14 protein-coding genes and 2 pseudogenes are annotated in these 12,303 nt (G+C 62.5%); 8 read left to right on the forward strand and 8 right to left on the reverse strand.

The features are described 5' to 3' along the window. Positions 1-288: 288 nt before the first annotated feature. From HWY30_RS13120 to HWY30_RS13130, 3 genes are all read left to right on the forward strand, one after another. Positions 289-1,332 (forward strand): alpha/beta fold hydrolase, encoded by a 1,044-nt coding sequence (locus HWY30_RS13120; RefSeq protein ID WP_090807597.1) that lies wholly within the window; start codon positions 289-291, stop codon positions 1,330-1,332. 374 nt (positions 1,333-1,706) lie between these two features. Further along, on the forward strand, positions 1,707-2,066 hold the full coding sequence (locus HWY30_RS13125) for a DUF4148 domain-containing protein (RefSeq protein ID WP_090807596.1): 360 nt from the start codon (positions 1,707-1,709) through the stop codon (positions 2,064-2,066). 87 nt (positions 2,067-2,153) lie between these two features. Beyond that, complete coding sequence (locus HWY30_RS13130; protein WP_090807595.1) at positions 2,154-2,942, forward strand: alpha/beta fold hydrolase; 789 nt, start codon at positions 2,154-2,156, stop codon at positions 2,940-2,942. Between the two features lie 20 nt (positions 2,943-2,962). On the opposite strand, the pseudogene HWY30_RS42945 reads toward HWY30_RS13130, so the two are convergent. Further along, a pseudogene (locus HWY30_RS42945) lies at positions 2,963-3,040 on the reverse strand (AsnC family transcriptional regulator); the annotation flags it as partial. 157 nt (positions 3,041-3,197) lie between these two features. Between HWY30_RS42945 and HWY30_RS13135 the strand changes: the two are divergent. Next, positions 3,198-3,368 carry a hypothetical protein gene (locus HWY30_RS13135; protein ID WP_410452386.1) on the forward strand — a complete coding sequence of 57 codons (171 nt, stop codon included), beginning with the start codon at positions 3,198-3,200 and terminating at the stop codon, positions 3,366-3,368. 453 nt (positions 3,369-3,821) lie between these two features. Here HWY30_RS13135 and HWY30_RS13140 read toward each other — a convergent pair whose 3' ends face one another. The 5 genes from HWY30_RS13140 to HWY30_RS13160 all read right to left on the reverse strand — a co-directional run bounded on the left by HWY30_RS13140 (position 3,822) and on the right by HWY30_RS13160 (position 5,832). After that, positions 3,822-3,977, reverse strand: a complete 156-nt coding sequence (locus tag HWY30_RS13140) for a DUF3309 family protein (protein WP_018423731.1) — start codon at positions 3,975-3,977, stop codon at positions 3,822-3,824. Positions 3,978-4,204: 227 nt separating this feature from the next. Beyond that, entirely contained in the window at positions 4,205-4,411 is a 207-nt protein-coding gene (locus tag HWY30_RS13145; RefSeq protein WP_090807594.1) for a hypothetical protein, read from the reverse strand. Positions 4,412-4,757: 346 nt separating this feature from the next. Next, positions 4,758-4,976, reverse strand: a complete 219-nt coding sequence (locus HWY30_RS13150; RefSeq protein WP_090807593.1) for a hypothetical protein — start codon at positions 4,974-4,976, stop codon at positions 4,758-4,760. Positions 4,977-5,171: 195 nt separating this feature from the next. Then, on the reverse strand, positions 5,172-5,474 hold the full coding sequence (locus tag HWY30_RS13155) for a hypothetical protein (RefSeq protein WP_090807592.1): 303 nt from the start codon (positions 5,472-5,474) through the stop codon (positions 5,172-5,174). A gap of 91 nt (positions 5,475-5,565) precedes the next feature. Next, on the reverse strand, positions 5,566-5,832 hold the full coding sequence (locus HWY30_RS13160; protein WP_090807590.1) for a hypothetical protein: 267 nt from the start codon (positions 5,830-5,832) through the stop codon (positions 5,566-5,568). 433 nt (positions 5,833-6,265) lie between these two features. Between HWY30_RS13160 and HWY30_RS13165 the strand changes: the two genes are divergently transcribed. Further along, positions 6,266-8,356: a serine/threonine protein kinase gene (locus HWY30_RS13165; RefSeq protein ID WP_090807588.1), complete on the forward strand. Its 2,091-nt coding sequence runs from the start codon at positions 6,266-6,268 to the stop codon at positions 8,354-8,356. Positions 8,357-8,384: 28 nt separating this feature from the next. Here the strand turns inward: HWY30_RS13165 and HWY30_RS42950 are convergent, their stop codons facing one another. Together HWY30_RS42950 and HWY30_RS42955 are read right to left on the reverse strand one after the other, a co-directional pair. Continuing rightward, on the reverse strand, positions 8,385-9,449 hold the full coding sequence (locus HWY30_RS42950) for a formylglycine-generating enzyme family protein (RefSeq protein ID WP_425199376.1): 1,065 nt from the start codon (positions 9,447-9,449) through the stop codon (positions 8,385-8,387). Positions 9,450-9,554: 105 nt separating this feature from the next. Beyond that, a pseudogene (locus HWY30_RS42955) lies at positions 9,555-10,385 on the reverse strand (caspase family protein); the annotation flags it as partial. Positions 10,386-10,698: 313 nt separating this feature from the next. On the opposite strand from HWY30_RS42955, the gene HWY30_RS13175 reads away from it, so the two are divergent. The 3 genes from HWY30_RS13175 to HWY30_RS13185 all read left to right on the forward strand — a co-directional run bounded on the left by HWY30_RS13175 (position 10,699) and on the right by HWY30_RS13185 (position 12,216). Further along, positions 10,699-11,202, forward strand: a complete 504-nt coding sequence (locus tag HWY30_RS13175) for a DUF4399 domain-containing protein (RefSeq protein ID WP_090807584.1) — start codon at positions 10,699-10,701, stop codon at positions 11,200-11,202. Between the two features lie 46 nt (positions 11,203-11,248). After that, positions 11,249-11,686 carry a DUF4399 domain-containing protein gene (locus HWY30_RS13180; protein WP_090807583.1) on the forward strand — a complete coding sequence of 146 codons (438 nt, stop codon included), beginning with the start codon at positions 11,249-11,251 and terminating at the stop codon, positions 11,684-11,686. 251 nt (positions 11,687-11,937) lie between these two features. Next, positions 11,938-12,216 carry a hypothetical protein gene (locus tag HWY30_RS13185; protein ID WP_090807581.1) on the forward strand — a complete coding sequence of 93 codons (279 nt, stop codon included), beginning with the start codon at positions 11,938-11,940 and terminating at the stop codon, positions 12,214-12,216. Positions 12,217-12,303: the final 87 nt, after the last annotated feature.

Genomic DNA, 12,303 nt, shown 5'->3' on the forward strand with positions numbered 1-12,303 from the left:
AATTAATGTGTTGCCCATAAGGCAACGATTTGTGAACTTAGTTGCTCTTGCTGATGAAGGCTTGCGCTGTCACTATCCATCTCAAGCGTCGCGACCGCGGTAAGCCAGTGGTTCAGTCGTCAAGGCATCTCCGGTTTCAGATTCGTTCTACCCGTCTCGTTCGATTCGTTTCAGATTGCCATTGAAGTCTGCTCTGCCTGCACGGTGCCCGCATGCGGCTGTGCGCTATCGCGCGCGAGCGGACCCGATCAATTCCGTATCAAAGCCTTTGCTTGAAGGAGAACAACCATGTCGGATCAGATCAATAGTCGCCGCCGCCGCTTTCTCGGAACGGCGGTTGCCGGTATCAGCCTGCTCGAATTGGGACTGAGCGGGCTCGCGCATGCGCAATCGGCCGACGCGGCCGGCAATGCGAAAGCGGGCGCGCGCGTGGCGTCGTTCGAGAAGATTCGCTCGATCAATGCGGGCACGCTGAACATCAGCTACGCGGAAGCGGGCCCGCAGAACGGACCGGTGGTCATTCTGCTGCATGGCTGGCCTTACGACATCTACAGCTTCGCCGAAGTGACGCCGTTGCTGACGGCGGCCGGTTATCGCGTGATCGTGCCTTACCTGCGCGGCTACGGCGGCACGCGTTTTCTGTCGGCGGATACGCCGCGCAACGGTCAACAGGCGGTGGTCGCGGTCGACATCATCAACCTGATGGACGCGCTGAAAATCGACAAGGCCGTGCTCGGCGGCTTCGACTGGGGTGCGCGCACGGTGAACATCGTCGCCGCGCTGTGGCCGCAACGCGTGAAGGCGATGGTGTCGGTGAGCGGCTATCTGATCGGCAGCCAGGACGCGAACCGCGCGCCGTTGCCGCCGAAGGCCGAGCTGGCGTGGTGGTATCAGTTCTATTTCGCCACGGAGCGCGGCCGCGCGGGCTATGAAGCGAACCGTCATGACTTCAACAAGCTGATCTGGCATACCGCCTCGCCGAAATGGAATTTCGACGACGCCACGTTCGAGCGCTCCGCCGAATCGTTCAATAACCCGGACCATGTTGCCGTGGTGATTCACAACTATCGTTGGCGTCTGGGACTCGCGCAGGGCGAGCCGCAATACGACGAACTCGAAAAGCGCCTCGCCACCGGACCGACGATCGCGGTGCCGACCATCACACTCGAAGGCGATGCGAACGGCGCCGCGCATCCCGAGCCCGCAGCATACGCGAAGAAGTTTACCGGCAAGTATCAGCACCGCAATATCAGTGGCGGCATCGGCCATAACCTGCCGCAGGAAGCGCCGAAAGCCTTTGCGGATGCGATTCTCGACGTCACCCGCCTTTGATGGAGCCGGCGCGCGCCGGCTTTTTCTGAACGGAACCCCAGCAGTCGAACGTACGGCTGCTGGGGTTTTTTCATGAGCGGGCCATTTGCAACCCACCTGCAACCCGCACGACGCATGCGACGCCGGCCCTGCTCGGCAGGTTCGGAAGTGGGTTTTGGTATCGCAATGTATCAACGGCATACGCAGACAAACACGCTTGCAGAAATGGGGGGTGACGAAAACATTGCAGATACGCTGGAGCGTTCTAATGTCTTCACGCAAGGTTGATTCACAACGTTGCGTGAATCAGGCGGGACGTCACAGTGTATCCGCGTCGATGGCTTCGCGTCCCGCTCAATCCTTATCCCTGATGGTTCGATACCCGGAGAAGACTCATGAAACTCGTTCAATCGCTGATCGTCGCCGCACTCGTCGCCGTTCCCGTCGTTTCGTTCGCGCAAGCGCAACCGCAATCGCAACCGCAACAGGCACTCACACGTGCCGAAGTCCGCGCGGAACTGCTCCAGTTGGAAGAGGCCGGCTACAACCCGGCCAGCGACAACACGCAATACCCGCAGAACATCGAAGCGGCCGAGGCGCGCATCAGCGCGGGCCATGACGCGCCCGCCTACGGTGGCGTCGCGAACGGCAGTTCCGCTTCGGGCTCGCACGCGCCGATGAAGCATGCGGCGGCGGATCGCGTGTACGACGGCTCCAACATCGTCGGCCTCGGTTCCATCTACGCGCATTCGTGATCGATGCAAATGAGCAGGCCGTCCGCGTGCATCGGCTCACGTCGACGCGCGGACTCCTTGTTTAACTCACCTGTCGAGACAAAAACGATGACCACGGTGCTGAAAAAAATTCTGGGTTCCGTTCTGTTGCTGGGCGGACTGTTCGCGTTGCAGGCCACGGAGTCCGCGCAGGCCGCGCCGTCCGATGACCTGAAGGGCAAGAACGTCGTTCTCGTACACGGCGCTTTCGCTGACGGGTCCAGCTGGGACAAAGTGATCCCATTGCTCGAAGCGCGCGGCCTGCACGTGGTGGCCGTGCAGAATCCGCTGAGCTCGCTCGCCGACGACGTGGCGGCAACCCGGCGCGTGATCGCGCAGCAGAACGGGCCTGTGATTCTGGTCGGCCATTCATGGGGCGGCGTGGTGGTCAGCGAGGCCGGCAACGACGACAAGGTGAAGAGCCTCGTGTACGTCGCGGCATTTGCGCCGGACAACGGTCAGTCCATTGCCGACATCACGAAGGACCAACCAGCGCCAGTCTGGGCGAGCGAATTGCGCAAGGACTCGGCGGGTTATCTGACGCTATCGACCCAGGCGGTGCTGGACGACTTCGCGCAGGATCTGCCGCTGCCGCAAAAGCGCCTGATCGCGGCGACCCAGCAGCCTTGGGCCGCTGGCTGTATCGACGACAAGGTGACGAACGCCGCGTGGCATGGCAAGCCGTCGTACTTCGTGGTGTCGGGCCGCGACCGCATGATCGATCCGTCCTTGCAACTGGAGATGGCGAAACACATCGACGCGAAGATCACGCGCGTCGCCACCAGCCATGTCGCGATGCTGAGCCAGCCGCAGGCCGTGGCCGACGCGATCATCGCCGCCTCACGGGCCGCGCATTGAAGCGCGCGCAGTCTCGTCAATCAGATTGCGATTGACGGAATGCTCTTCATGCAGCGCAGCGCGAACATCGAGCGGCTATGGCGAATGCCTGCGATCTTGTTTTTGCTGATCGAGCAATGCGACATAGCCGCGGATATACCCTTCGTTTTCGAGGCTTCAGACAATGGAGATACGGCACGTTTGCGGCTTCACCGGTTCTGTCCCATCAGTACCTCGTCGAATGAAGCGCCTTGGTCGGCCAATCATCAGTACCTTTTGCTGGGCAGTACTTTTGCGCTGATATTCGCGTTGGGCGTGGCATCGGCGGCAATCTTCCCGCACCGTCTGCGTACGGTTCTACAGCGGCCGACGCGGCTGCGCATCGTGAACCGTCTGATGGGGAGCTTGCTGGTAGGGATGGGCACGCTGATGGCGGCGGTACGCTGACCATGAAACGATCCGCATACCGCCGCCGCGGGAACAACGTCATCCTTATCGTCTGTACCGCGCGATATCAATGGAAAATGAGGTACAGGATGATCAGTACGATCACTGGAACGCCGAGCAGCCAGCCAAGTAGGTAAGGCATGATGTCATCTCCTTTCGTATTGGAGTTCGAATACGCAGGAGTTTTAGCAGGCAGCGTGCCTGGCTCGAAGATGTCGATCTATTCGAGCAATCGATCGACGGCCACGCCGATGGTCCGCGTATCGGCTTTAGCCATATCGATGCCATAGCCGATTCCGAACTCGCGCCGGTAATAAGCGCGATCTGATTGGCCAGTAACTTTTCCATCAAGTGCTTCGGCAACGACGAAAAAGCGAAGCCGCCAACTACCGGCACGCGACATCGCGCGGATAGACGGCGGCCCGCCTCATGTTCCAGTCCACTACGCGTGGTCTATATCACACCGGCAACCAGCAGAACGATCACCACGATCAGTACGATGCCGAGTCCACCGGTCGGACCATAGCCCCACGATCGGCTGTGTGGCCACGCTGGAAATGCGCCGATCAGCAGCAGAATCAGCACGATTAGAAGAATGGTTCCTAGCATGTTATGACCTCCGCCTGGTTGAGAGAGACCTGCTTTATCTACGTTGGCCACAAGGCCGCAGGGTAATCCCCAGGCAGCAAACCTTGTGCCCAAGGTCGATCCTTTAATCAGATCACCGGGGCGACGCGCGGCACGTGCGGAGATTCTCGAGCCAATTGAAACGGCACCTGTCGCGCTCAAAACCTGAGCCGGGTGCCGTTTTTCCAATTGCGGACACGTCGCGCGTCCTATAGATAGGTTCCGCTGATGCGGCCTTCGAAGATCGCGGTGTTGATGTCCCAATCGTCGACGGTACCCGTGCCGCCACCGTCCACCTTGACGACTACCGAGCGGCCGCCGCGCAGCGTCTTCATCTGTTCGGCGGTCAGCGTTTTCTCGTCGGATGGCTCGCCCGCGCCGGGCGGCAGGTCTTTGATGATCACAGTGGCTTTCATGGCATTTCTCCTTGACGTGGAAAGGCGAGCACAGTGCGGCGCCCGCATCGATTTCTGCAAGGCCTATGCCAATGTGAGGGAACGTGCGCCGCAACATGGAGCGGGGGCCGCGATGCGAAGCCTGGCAAGGATCCGCGCGATAGCCGCGTTGAATCGCACTGAACACGATCGCGATTGCGCGTCGATGTGTTTGCGCGCGTCCCACGAGTCACGAGCGAATGGTTGGGGCGCAGCGCAGCGTCGCGCGCGGCGAACTCAGGCGTCCAACACTCAATCGCAAGCGCAAACAGAAACGGCACGCGCCATATGCGCGTGCCGTGATGGTGAAACGCCCCGGCGAGGAATGCTAGGGGCGCTGGCGTCTACGCGGCGAGGCTGCTTCCGCGATACGCAGATGCGCGGCCGGAAAGCCCGGCGGGTACTCGACGACGCGCATCGCGGCCGGCACCAGCGGCGCGGCGAGACTCGAGCGCGCGCCGACACGGGCGCCGCCGACGATCGCGGCCATCGCCTCGCGGTCCAGTTCGACGCTTTCGGTCAGATCCTTGATGCTCAGCTTGGCCATGATGGCTCCAGAAAAACGCTCCGGCGGCCAGACCCGTTCGGGTGCCGGCCGCCGTGCTCGGAATGTGTTCGGCGTGTCATTCGTTGTGCTGCGGTCTCAACGCACTATCAGTATAGGAAATCCATTCGCGGCGCGCATGGCCGTGGTGTTGCCGCGGCAGTGAAGGAACCCCCGGTCCCCCGCTGCTGCCCCGGCTTACACGGCGGAGTAATTGGCGCCCGACAGGATAGGGTCGACTTTCAGCTTCAGCGGCAGCACGACGCCTGGGCCGATCGAACCGATGTCATTGAGCGCTGCGACGTTGACGATTTGCTGCTGAGCCAGATTCTGAGTGACGTTGACGTTGACGTTGACGTTGGCGATGCCGGCAAGGCTGCCGAGACCACCAAGGCCCGAAGGCATGGGCACGTTGCTGCCGGTGCCGCCGGCGATCCCGGACATGGCCCGGCGGTCGAGTTCGCGCGTGCCGGACAGATCGCGAATCATGAGGGATGACATGGCGTTTCTCCAAAGACGTACGGAAAGCGGACATGAATGGCTCGCGGCGAAGCGACCCGCGGCTGCGGGCGCCTCGCCGCACCACGCACTATTAGTGGTTGCTGTTGCTCGAATTGATATACGGCGAGAAGTCCGACGTGATGCCGGTGGCGAGCGCAACATCGTTGCCGTTGGCGTTCTGGAAGTTCAGTTCGTTACTGATCAGTTGCGTGGTGCTGGTGTTCTTGACGCTGGTCGGCGCATAGACCGGGGCGAAGCTGTAGTACTTGCTCGGGCCGAAGCCGCCGCGTACGGCTTGCATGGCTTTGCTGTCGAGTTGTTCGGTGACGGACAGGTCTTTGATCATCAGCGTTTTCATGGTGAGTCTCCTGAAAGAAGTGTTCGCAGTGTTGCGAGTGGTTTCGAGCAATTCGTTTGCTCGGACATCACTAACGCACAGGCTGTGCCAGTATTAATCAAGGATCCTGAGGAAATCGGCGAAGCCCAGTCGTATAAGGGTTTTGCGCGTGGAGGGACCACCGTGCCGGTCAGCTCGAAGCACGCTGACGCGCTCGGAGCGGTGGCCGCGGTCCGACATCGCGGCGGACCCTGTTGGATGGCGCACGACATTGCGCGAGCCAGCACGCGGCGCGGCGCGCGGCTCATGCCTGGTTTGCCTGGTTTGCGAAAGCGCGGACCGGGAGCTAGTATCGAAACGGCACATGTAACTGGATACGACAGGTTTTCTATCGACCCGCGTGGCGTCGGTCGCATGCGACACGGTCCAGCGGCAACGGCGGTGCTTCGCACAAATGGCTAGCCTTGCGCGTGTGATTCTCGACTTCCAGAGCGGCGAGCTATCGCGTGACGAGTTCGTCGCGCAGCTCGACAGCGCGTTGGCGACCGAGCAACTCGGTCCGACGCGGCTGCTGGAGACGCTGTACGCCGCGCATCATCGGTCGCCGTTGCCCGACGATCTCTACCTGGAAGTGCGGCGGCGCATCGAGTTGCTGCGCGTGTCGAACGTCGCGGCGGGTGGCGAGGAAACCGGCATCCAGACCACGGTCGATCTACCGTCGCTGCGTTCGTCGAGCGCTGGGAGTGCGGGCGCCGCGAGTACTGCCGGCAGCGCCGCGCACGAGACCATCAAAGGCATCGGCGATACGCTGAACAACCGCTTCGTGCTCGAGGAGTGCCTTGGCGTGGGCGGCATGGGCACCGTGTACAAGGCGCTCGATCTGCGCAAGCTCGAAGCGTCGGATCGCAAGCCCTATCTCGCGATCAAGGTGCTGAACGTCCAGTTTCGCGGCAATCCGAATTCGCTGGTCGCGCTGCAGCGCGAGGCGCGCAAGGCGCAGGTACTCGCGCATCGCAACATCATCACCGTCTACGACTTCGACCGCGACGGGCCGATCGTCTATCTGACGATGGAGTACCTGAGCGGCAAGCCCCTGAGCCAGCTGCTGCGCACGCCGGGCTATCAGGGCATGCCGGTGCGGGCCGCGCTGCCGATCGTGCGCGGCATGTGCGCGGCGCTCGCCTACGCGCACGAGCGCGGCTTCGTCCATTGCGATTTCAAACCCGCGAACGTGTTTTTGACCACGAATGCCGAAGTGAAAGTGATCGACTTCGGCATCGCGCGCGTATTCCAGCGGCCTGAAGAGGAGAGCGACGCGACGGTGTTCGATCCCGGCAGTCTCGGCGCGTTGACGCCGGCCTATGCGAGCCCGGAGATGATCGAGCATCGCGAGCCGGACCCGCGCGACGATATCTACGCGCTTGGCTGCATCACGTACGAGCTGTTGACGGGACATCATCCGTTCGATCGCCTGTCGGCCACGCAGGCGCGCAATGCCGATTTCAAGCCGCAGCGTCCGGCGAATCTCGATGCGCGACAGTGGCGCGCGTTGCGTGCCGCGTTGTCGTTCGATCGCAATACGCGGATGCCGAGCGTCGTGCGCTTTATCGCCGAGTTCGACAATGAAGCGCGCGCGGAGAAGTCCGGGACGCTCGCGTGGGTAGGGCTCGCAGGCCTCGCCGTCGTGTGCGCGGTCACCGTGGGCGTGTTCGCTTTTCGCTCGGGGTCCAGCCGGCACCAAGCCGCGCCAACCGAGGCGGCGCGATCGCAGGGCGATCAGGTCGATCGGGCGGCTGGGGCGTCCGCTGTCGCGCCTGCAACGAATCTCGCGCAGACAACGCCGGCGCCCGCGCCGAAGCCCGCGTTGACGCTCGCCGCGATCACGCCCACGCTTGCCCAGGTGCCCTGTTCGGCTCTATCGGGCGCGGTGCAGGACCACGCACTGACGGTACGCGGTTTCCTGTCGCAGCGATACGGTGCCGCGCATCTGAAGGAGACGTTGGCGGCGCTGCCTGGCGTCGATACGGTTTCGCTAGACGTGCGGCCGCTCGCCGACGATAAATGCGACTTCGTCAAAACGCTCGCGCCGTTTCTGGTGCGCAACTGGCAGGCGGGGCGCGTGGCGTCGCTGCAGATGCGTCCGCCAAGCGGTTTTCTGACCGAGAACGACTCGCTGGTGGTCGACCTGAAAGCGCCGCCGTTCGATTCCTTTGCGACCGTCGACTACTACCAGCTAGACGGCCACGTCGTGCACATGGTGCCCAGTCGTCTGTGGCCGGACAATCAGATGCAGGCGAACGGCGGTCCGTACACGATCGGCAGCAATGCGGGCGATTGGACCGTATCGAAGCCGTTCGGCTCGGAAATGGTGGTGCTGGTGGTGACGCCGGTGCCGCTGTTCGACAAGCTGCGCCCGGAAAGCGAAGCGCGCGCTGTTTATCTGCGCGCGCTCGAGACCCGGCTCAAGCAGATTGGCGGTCAATACGGGCAGGATCGCCTGTTGGCGGACTTCGCCCCGATTACGACCAAACCCGCGACGCGATGATCCGTCAGGGAGCCAATCGACACGGCTTTTAGTGCAGATCCTTGACGACGCGAAAACCGTTCTGCGATTGGCGCACGCCCGCGCTGTATTTGAAGCGCGTCGCGCTGAGCATGTAGTCGCCGCCTTCGCGCCATGAGCCGCCGCGAATCGCGCGCATCTCGCAGCCGGGCGAGTCCCACGCGTGGCCATCGACGGGCGCGCCCTGATAGGTGTTGTGCCAGCAGTCGGCGGTCCACTCCCAGACGCCGCCGTTCATGTCGTACAGACCCAGCGGATTCGCGGCGAACGTGCCGACGTTTTCCGGGCCTTCCTTGTGCCACGGGTCGCCGCAGTCCTTGCAATTGGCGTTGCCCTTGCGCATCTGCTCGCCCCACCAGTACGCGGTCGTGGTGCCGGCGCGGTCCGCGTATTCCCATTCGGCTTCGGTCGGCAGACGGTACGGTTTGCCGGTCGTTTTGGCGAGCCACTTGACGTACTGCTGCGCGTCGTCCCAACTGAGATCGCGCGCGGGTGCGGTCTTGATGCTATTGCTCTCCGGCGTCAGCTTCTGGCAGGCGCCCGCGGCGACGCACGCGTTCCATTGCTCGACCGTCACGGGGAATTTACCGATCGCGAAGGGCGCGCCGATGCTCACGTGATGCACGGGCTTTTCCGACGGATCGTCGGTATTGCTGCCCATTGCGAACGAGCCGGCGGGTACCGCGACCATGACCGGACAGGCCGCGCAGTCGCGGATTTCACCGGCCGTCGGTGGATGGGCGACGGTCTTTTCGGCGAATGGCGCGGCAGCGGGGCGCGGCGGCGGCGCGGCTGCGCTGGCTTGCGTCGCGGGATGCATGACCTGGGCAGGCGGCGTGGGTGGCGCGACGTGACCGCTCTGCGTCGCGGGCGCGGCTGGCGGTGCAGCCGGCGCGGCACTCACCGCGGGAGTCGATGCCGCCGCGCGCAATCGATCGATACGCGCATGCGCGAGTGTGGCGAAGCGGCCATTCGGATAGGCCTTCAGATAAGCCTCGTAATCGGCTGGGTAGTTGCTGTCCTTGATCGAATCCCAGAACGTGATTTCGTATTGTTCGCCGCTTTCCTTGGGCATGATGCCGCGACTGCGCGGCGTGATGGCGCGACGCTCTGACGTATTCGACGACTCGATAGCGCCTTCGCCACTTGTGGGAATGGATGACCGCGCGACAGAGAGCCAGGGTTGCTGCGTTCCGCGTGTAGCGGCGCGTACTTCGGCGCCGACCTGTCGGAACAGCGCGGCGAGCGATCGAGACGATGCGTCGGCGTCGTTGAGCGCTTGCAGCAAGGCATCGGTATAGACGCCATGCCGCGGACCGTCCGCCGCGAAACCGCCCGGTGCGGTTGCATAGGCAATCACGGTGTTGGCAGCGATCCTCGGTTTATCGATCGCAACCGCGGCGGGGGCAAATGGATTGTCGAGGCACGTATCGAGAATCACGAGATTGAGCCGGCCGGCACGGGCGGATTGCATCGCATGCAAAACGGTATTCAGATCGACGCCGTTATTCAGTAGCGACACCGGCGCGCGGATATCGCCTCGCGCATCGAGTCCCACCGGCAAAAGCAGCGTTTGTGCGCCTACCTGCATGCCGTGTCCGGCGAAATAGAACACTCCGATATCGCCTGTTTGCAATCGTCGTTGAAATTCGTCGATGGCCGCGCGCATTTGCGGCGGCGTAGCATTCGTGCGCGTGATGACTTCGAAGCCACGCGCACGGAGCGCAGCGCCGATCGATTCGGCGTCGCGCGGCGCGTTGGCGCGGATCGGGTTAGTGGCGTCACCGTACTCGCCATTTCCGATCACGAGCGCGACACGCCGCGAATGCGTGTCGTCGCGTGACGAAGCAAAGGGTGAAAGGAGCAAAGCGGTGTCCGCCGGCCGCGCCGGATGACTCGCTACCCAAGCCGGGCTCGGCTCGATGCTTTCACGTTGCGTCGCGGCACCGGCACCGTCCCACTGCGCCTGGATTGCCCCAACCATGCACACCAGCAGGAATCGTCGCCACATCTTTATATCCCGTTTGTACCGGACAGAGTTCAGGCATTCGTGCACCAGGCTCGCGCTGCCCGCGCTCTTTATTAACGATAGCACGCGCTTTGCGTCACAACTGTCCGGGAGTCCTTAACGCGTCATACGGTTAACGAGCATTGCGTATCTTTTTGGCAAGTTACGTCCTAAGCTGATTCAGAAAGTCACGTCACTCGGTCGTTTTAACTAGGTGGGCTGCCTGCCGGTTTCGACCCGCGACATGCCGCTCGAACACCCGGATTGTCATCGATAGCCGGGCCCCAGCCATGACTCCTGTTCGGGAGAGTGCGCTATGCGAAGAACCCGTGTTTCCTTTCTTTTCGGCAGTCGTGATCCGGCGCAAGCGCGTCGCGGCGGATTACGCGCGGCGGTGTGCGCGACGCTCGTCGCGGTCTGCCTCGGTATCGGCACTGGCGGCATTGCGCGCGCCGAGCAGACGCCGTCTCCGCCGGGGGCCGAGGAGTACATCATCTGGCCGTCGGATGGTGCGGTGATTCACGGCGGAAAGTTGTGGGTGCGCATGGGGCTGCGCAATATGGGCGTGTGTCCGAAGGGCGTCGCGTTTCCGAATACCGGCCACCATCATCTTCTGATCGACACGGATTTGCCCGCGCTCGATCAGGAGATTCCATCGGATCGCCAGCACCTGCATTTCGGCGCGGGCGAAACCGACGCGCGCATCGAGTTGCCGCCCGGCAAGCACACGCTGCAGCTGATTCTCGGCGACCATAATCACGTGCCGCACGTACCGCCCGTGTATTCGAAGAAGATCACCATCACCGTGCTAAAGAACTAACGCGGTCCGTTCGTTCGAACCGGTCAAGCCGGAACGGAGAGTCCTGATGAAGAAGATCATTGCGGCCGCGGCATTCGTCGCAGCGGCGCTGACGGTATCGACCGCGCCGCAGGGCGCGTGGGCAGCGACGCCGTCGCCGCCCGGCGCTTACGCGTATATCGGCTATCCGAACGATGGCCAGGTGGTGCCCGCCAATAAACCGTTTCGCGTGTGGTTCGGTCTGCGTTTCATGGGGGTCGCGCCGAAAGGCGTGAAGTACCCGAACACAGGCCACCATCATCTTCTGATCGATACCGATCTGCCGCCGATGGATCAGGAGATACCCTCGGATCGCCATCATCTGCATTTCGGCGCGGGCGAAACGGAAACGATGATTTCATTGCCGCCGGGCAAGCATACGCTGCAGCTGTTGATGGGCGACGACATGCATATGCCGCACAACCCGCCGGTCTATTCGAAGAAGATCACGGTGATCGCGCGCTGACTGTCATCGAGCAGCCAACAATGTCGCGCGCGCTGTTGGCTGCGATCCACCATTCACTCGTCTCGCTGTGCCGCTCGTCAGCGTCGGGACAGCGGGTGCGATCTTCCTGGCCTTTGCTACAAGGCGTTCAGGACGCGAATGACGAAAGCAAGGCACTCCTGGCATAGCCCATGCATCAGTAGCGCCCGAGCAGACAAGTTGCTCGAACCCGACGCACCACGATGCGCTTTCCCACTCCCAGGAGATTTGCCATGAACACGCTGATGATCAAGGACCTGTCCAACACCGAACAACTCGACAGCAAGGCGATGAGCGCCGTGCGCGGTGGCAACGGCTACTATTCGATGCCGTCGTACCTCAGCTATGCGCCCGTCTATGCGCCGAGCAGCATCAAGAACGTCTCCACGACGCAGATGATCAACACGGAAATGAACATCCAGAGCGCTAACGGCAACGACTCGGCGCTAGTCAGCGGTACGGCCACCTACATCCAACCGACCATTTACTCGAGCAACGTCAACAACGGGTAGTGAGCGGCGCACACGCGGCCCGGGCGGCCGCGTGTGCGTGCCCCAACAGGCGCATCGCTCAAAAGACCGCTAATCCAATCGTCCTTT

The organism is Paraburkholderia tuberum STM678 (assembly GCF_902833905.1).
In the GTDB taxonomy this organism is placed as follows: domain Bacteria; phylum Pseudomonadota; class Gammaproteobacteria; order Burkholderiales; family Burkholderiaceae; genus Paraburkholderia; species Paraburkholderia tuberum.

Coding starts and splice junctions, on each gene's coding strand:
- HWY30_RS13140 (WP_018423731.1), bottom strand. CDS start 3,977: ATGCTAGGAACCATTCTTCTAATCGTGCTGATTCTGCTGCTGATCGGC.
- HWY30_RS13180 (WP_090807583.1), top strand. CDS start 11,249: ATGAAGAAGATCATTGCGGCCGCGGCATTCGTCGCAGCGGCGCTGACG.
- HWY30_RS13130 (WP_090807595.1), top strand. CDS start 2,154: ATGACCACGGTGCTGAAAAAAATTCTGGGTTCCGTTCTGTTGCTGGGC.
- HWY30_RS13160 (WP_090807590.1), bottom strand. CDS start 5,832: ATGAAAACGCTGATGATCAAAGACCTGTCCGTCACCGAACAACTCGAC.
- HWY30_RS13120 (WP_090807597.1), top strand. CDS start 289: ATGTCGGATCAGATCAATAGTCGCCGCCGCCGCTTTCTCGGAACGGCG.
- HWY30_RS13125 (WP_090807596.1), top strand. CDS start 1,707: ATGAAACTCGTTCAATCGCTGATCGTCGCCGCACTCGTCGCCGTTCCC.
- HWY30_RS13150 (WP_090807593.1), bottom strand. CDS start 4,976: ATGGCCAAGCTGAGCATCAAGGATCTGACCGAAAGCGTCGAACTGGAC.
- HWY30_RS13185 (WP_090807581.1), top strand. CDS start 11,938: ATGAACACGCTGATGATCAAGGACCTGTCCAACACCGAACAACTCGAC.
- HWY30_RS13155 (WP_090807592.1), bottom strand. CDS start 5,474: ATGTCATCCCTCATGATTCGCGATCTGTCCGGCACGCGCGAACTCGAC.
- HWY30_RS13165 (WP_090807588.1), top strand. CDS start 6,266: ATGGCTAGCCTTGCGCGTGTGATTCTCGACTTCCAGAGCGGCGAGCTA.
- HWY30_RS13145 (WP_090807594.1), bottom strand. CDS start 4,411: ATGAAAGCCACTGTGATCATCAAAGACCTGCCGCCCGGCGCGGGCGAG.
- HWY30_RS42950 (WP_425199376.1), bottom strand. CDS start 9,449: ATGCCCAAGGAAAGCGGCGAACAATACGAAATCACGTTCTGGGATTCG.
- HWY30_RS13175 (WP_090807584.1), top strand. CDS start 10,699: ATGCGAAGAACCCGTGTTTCCTTTCTTTTCGGCAGTCGTGATCCGGCG.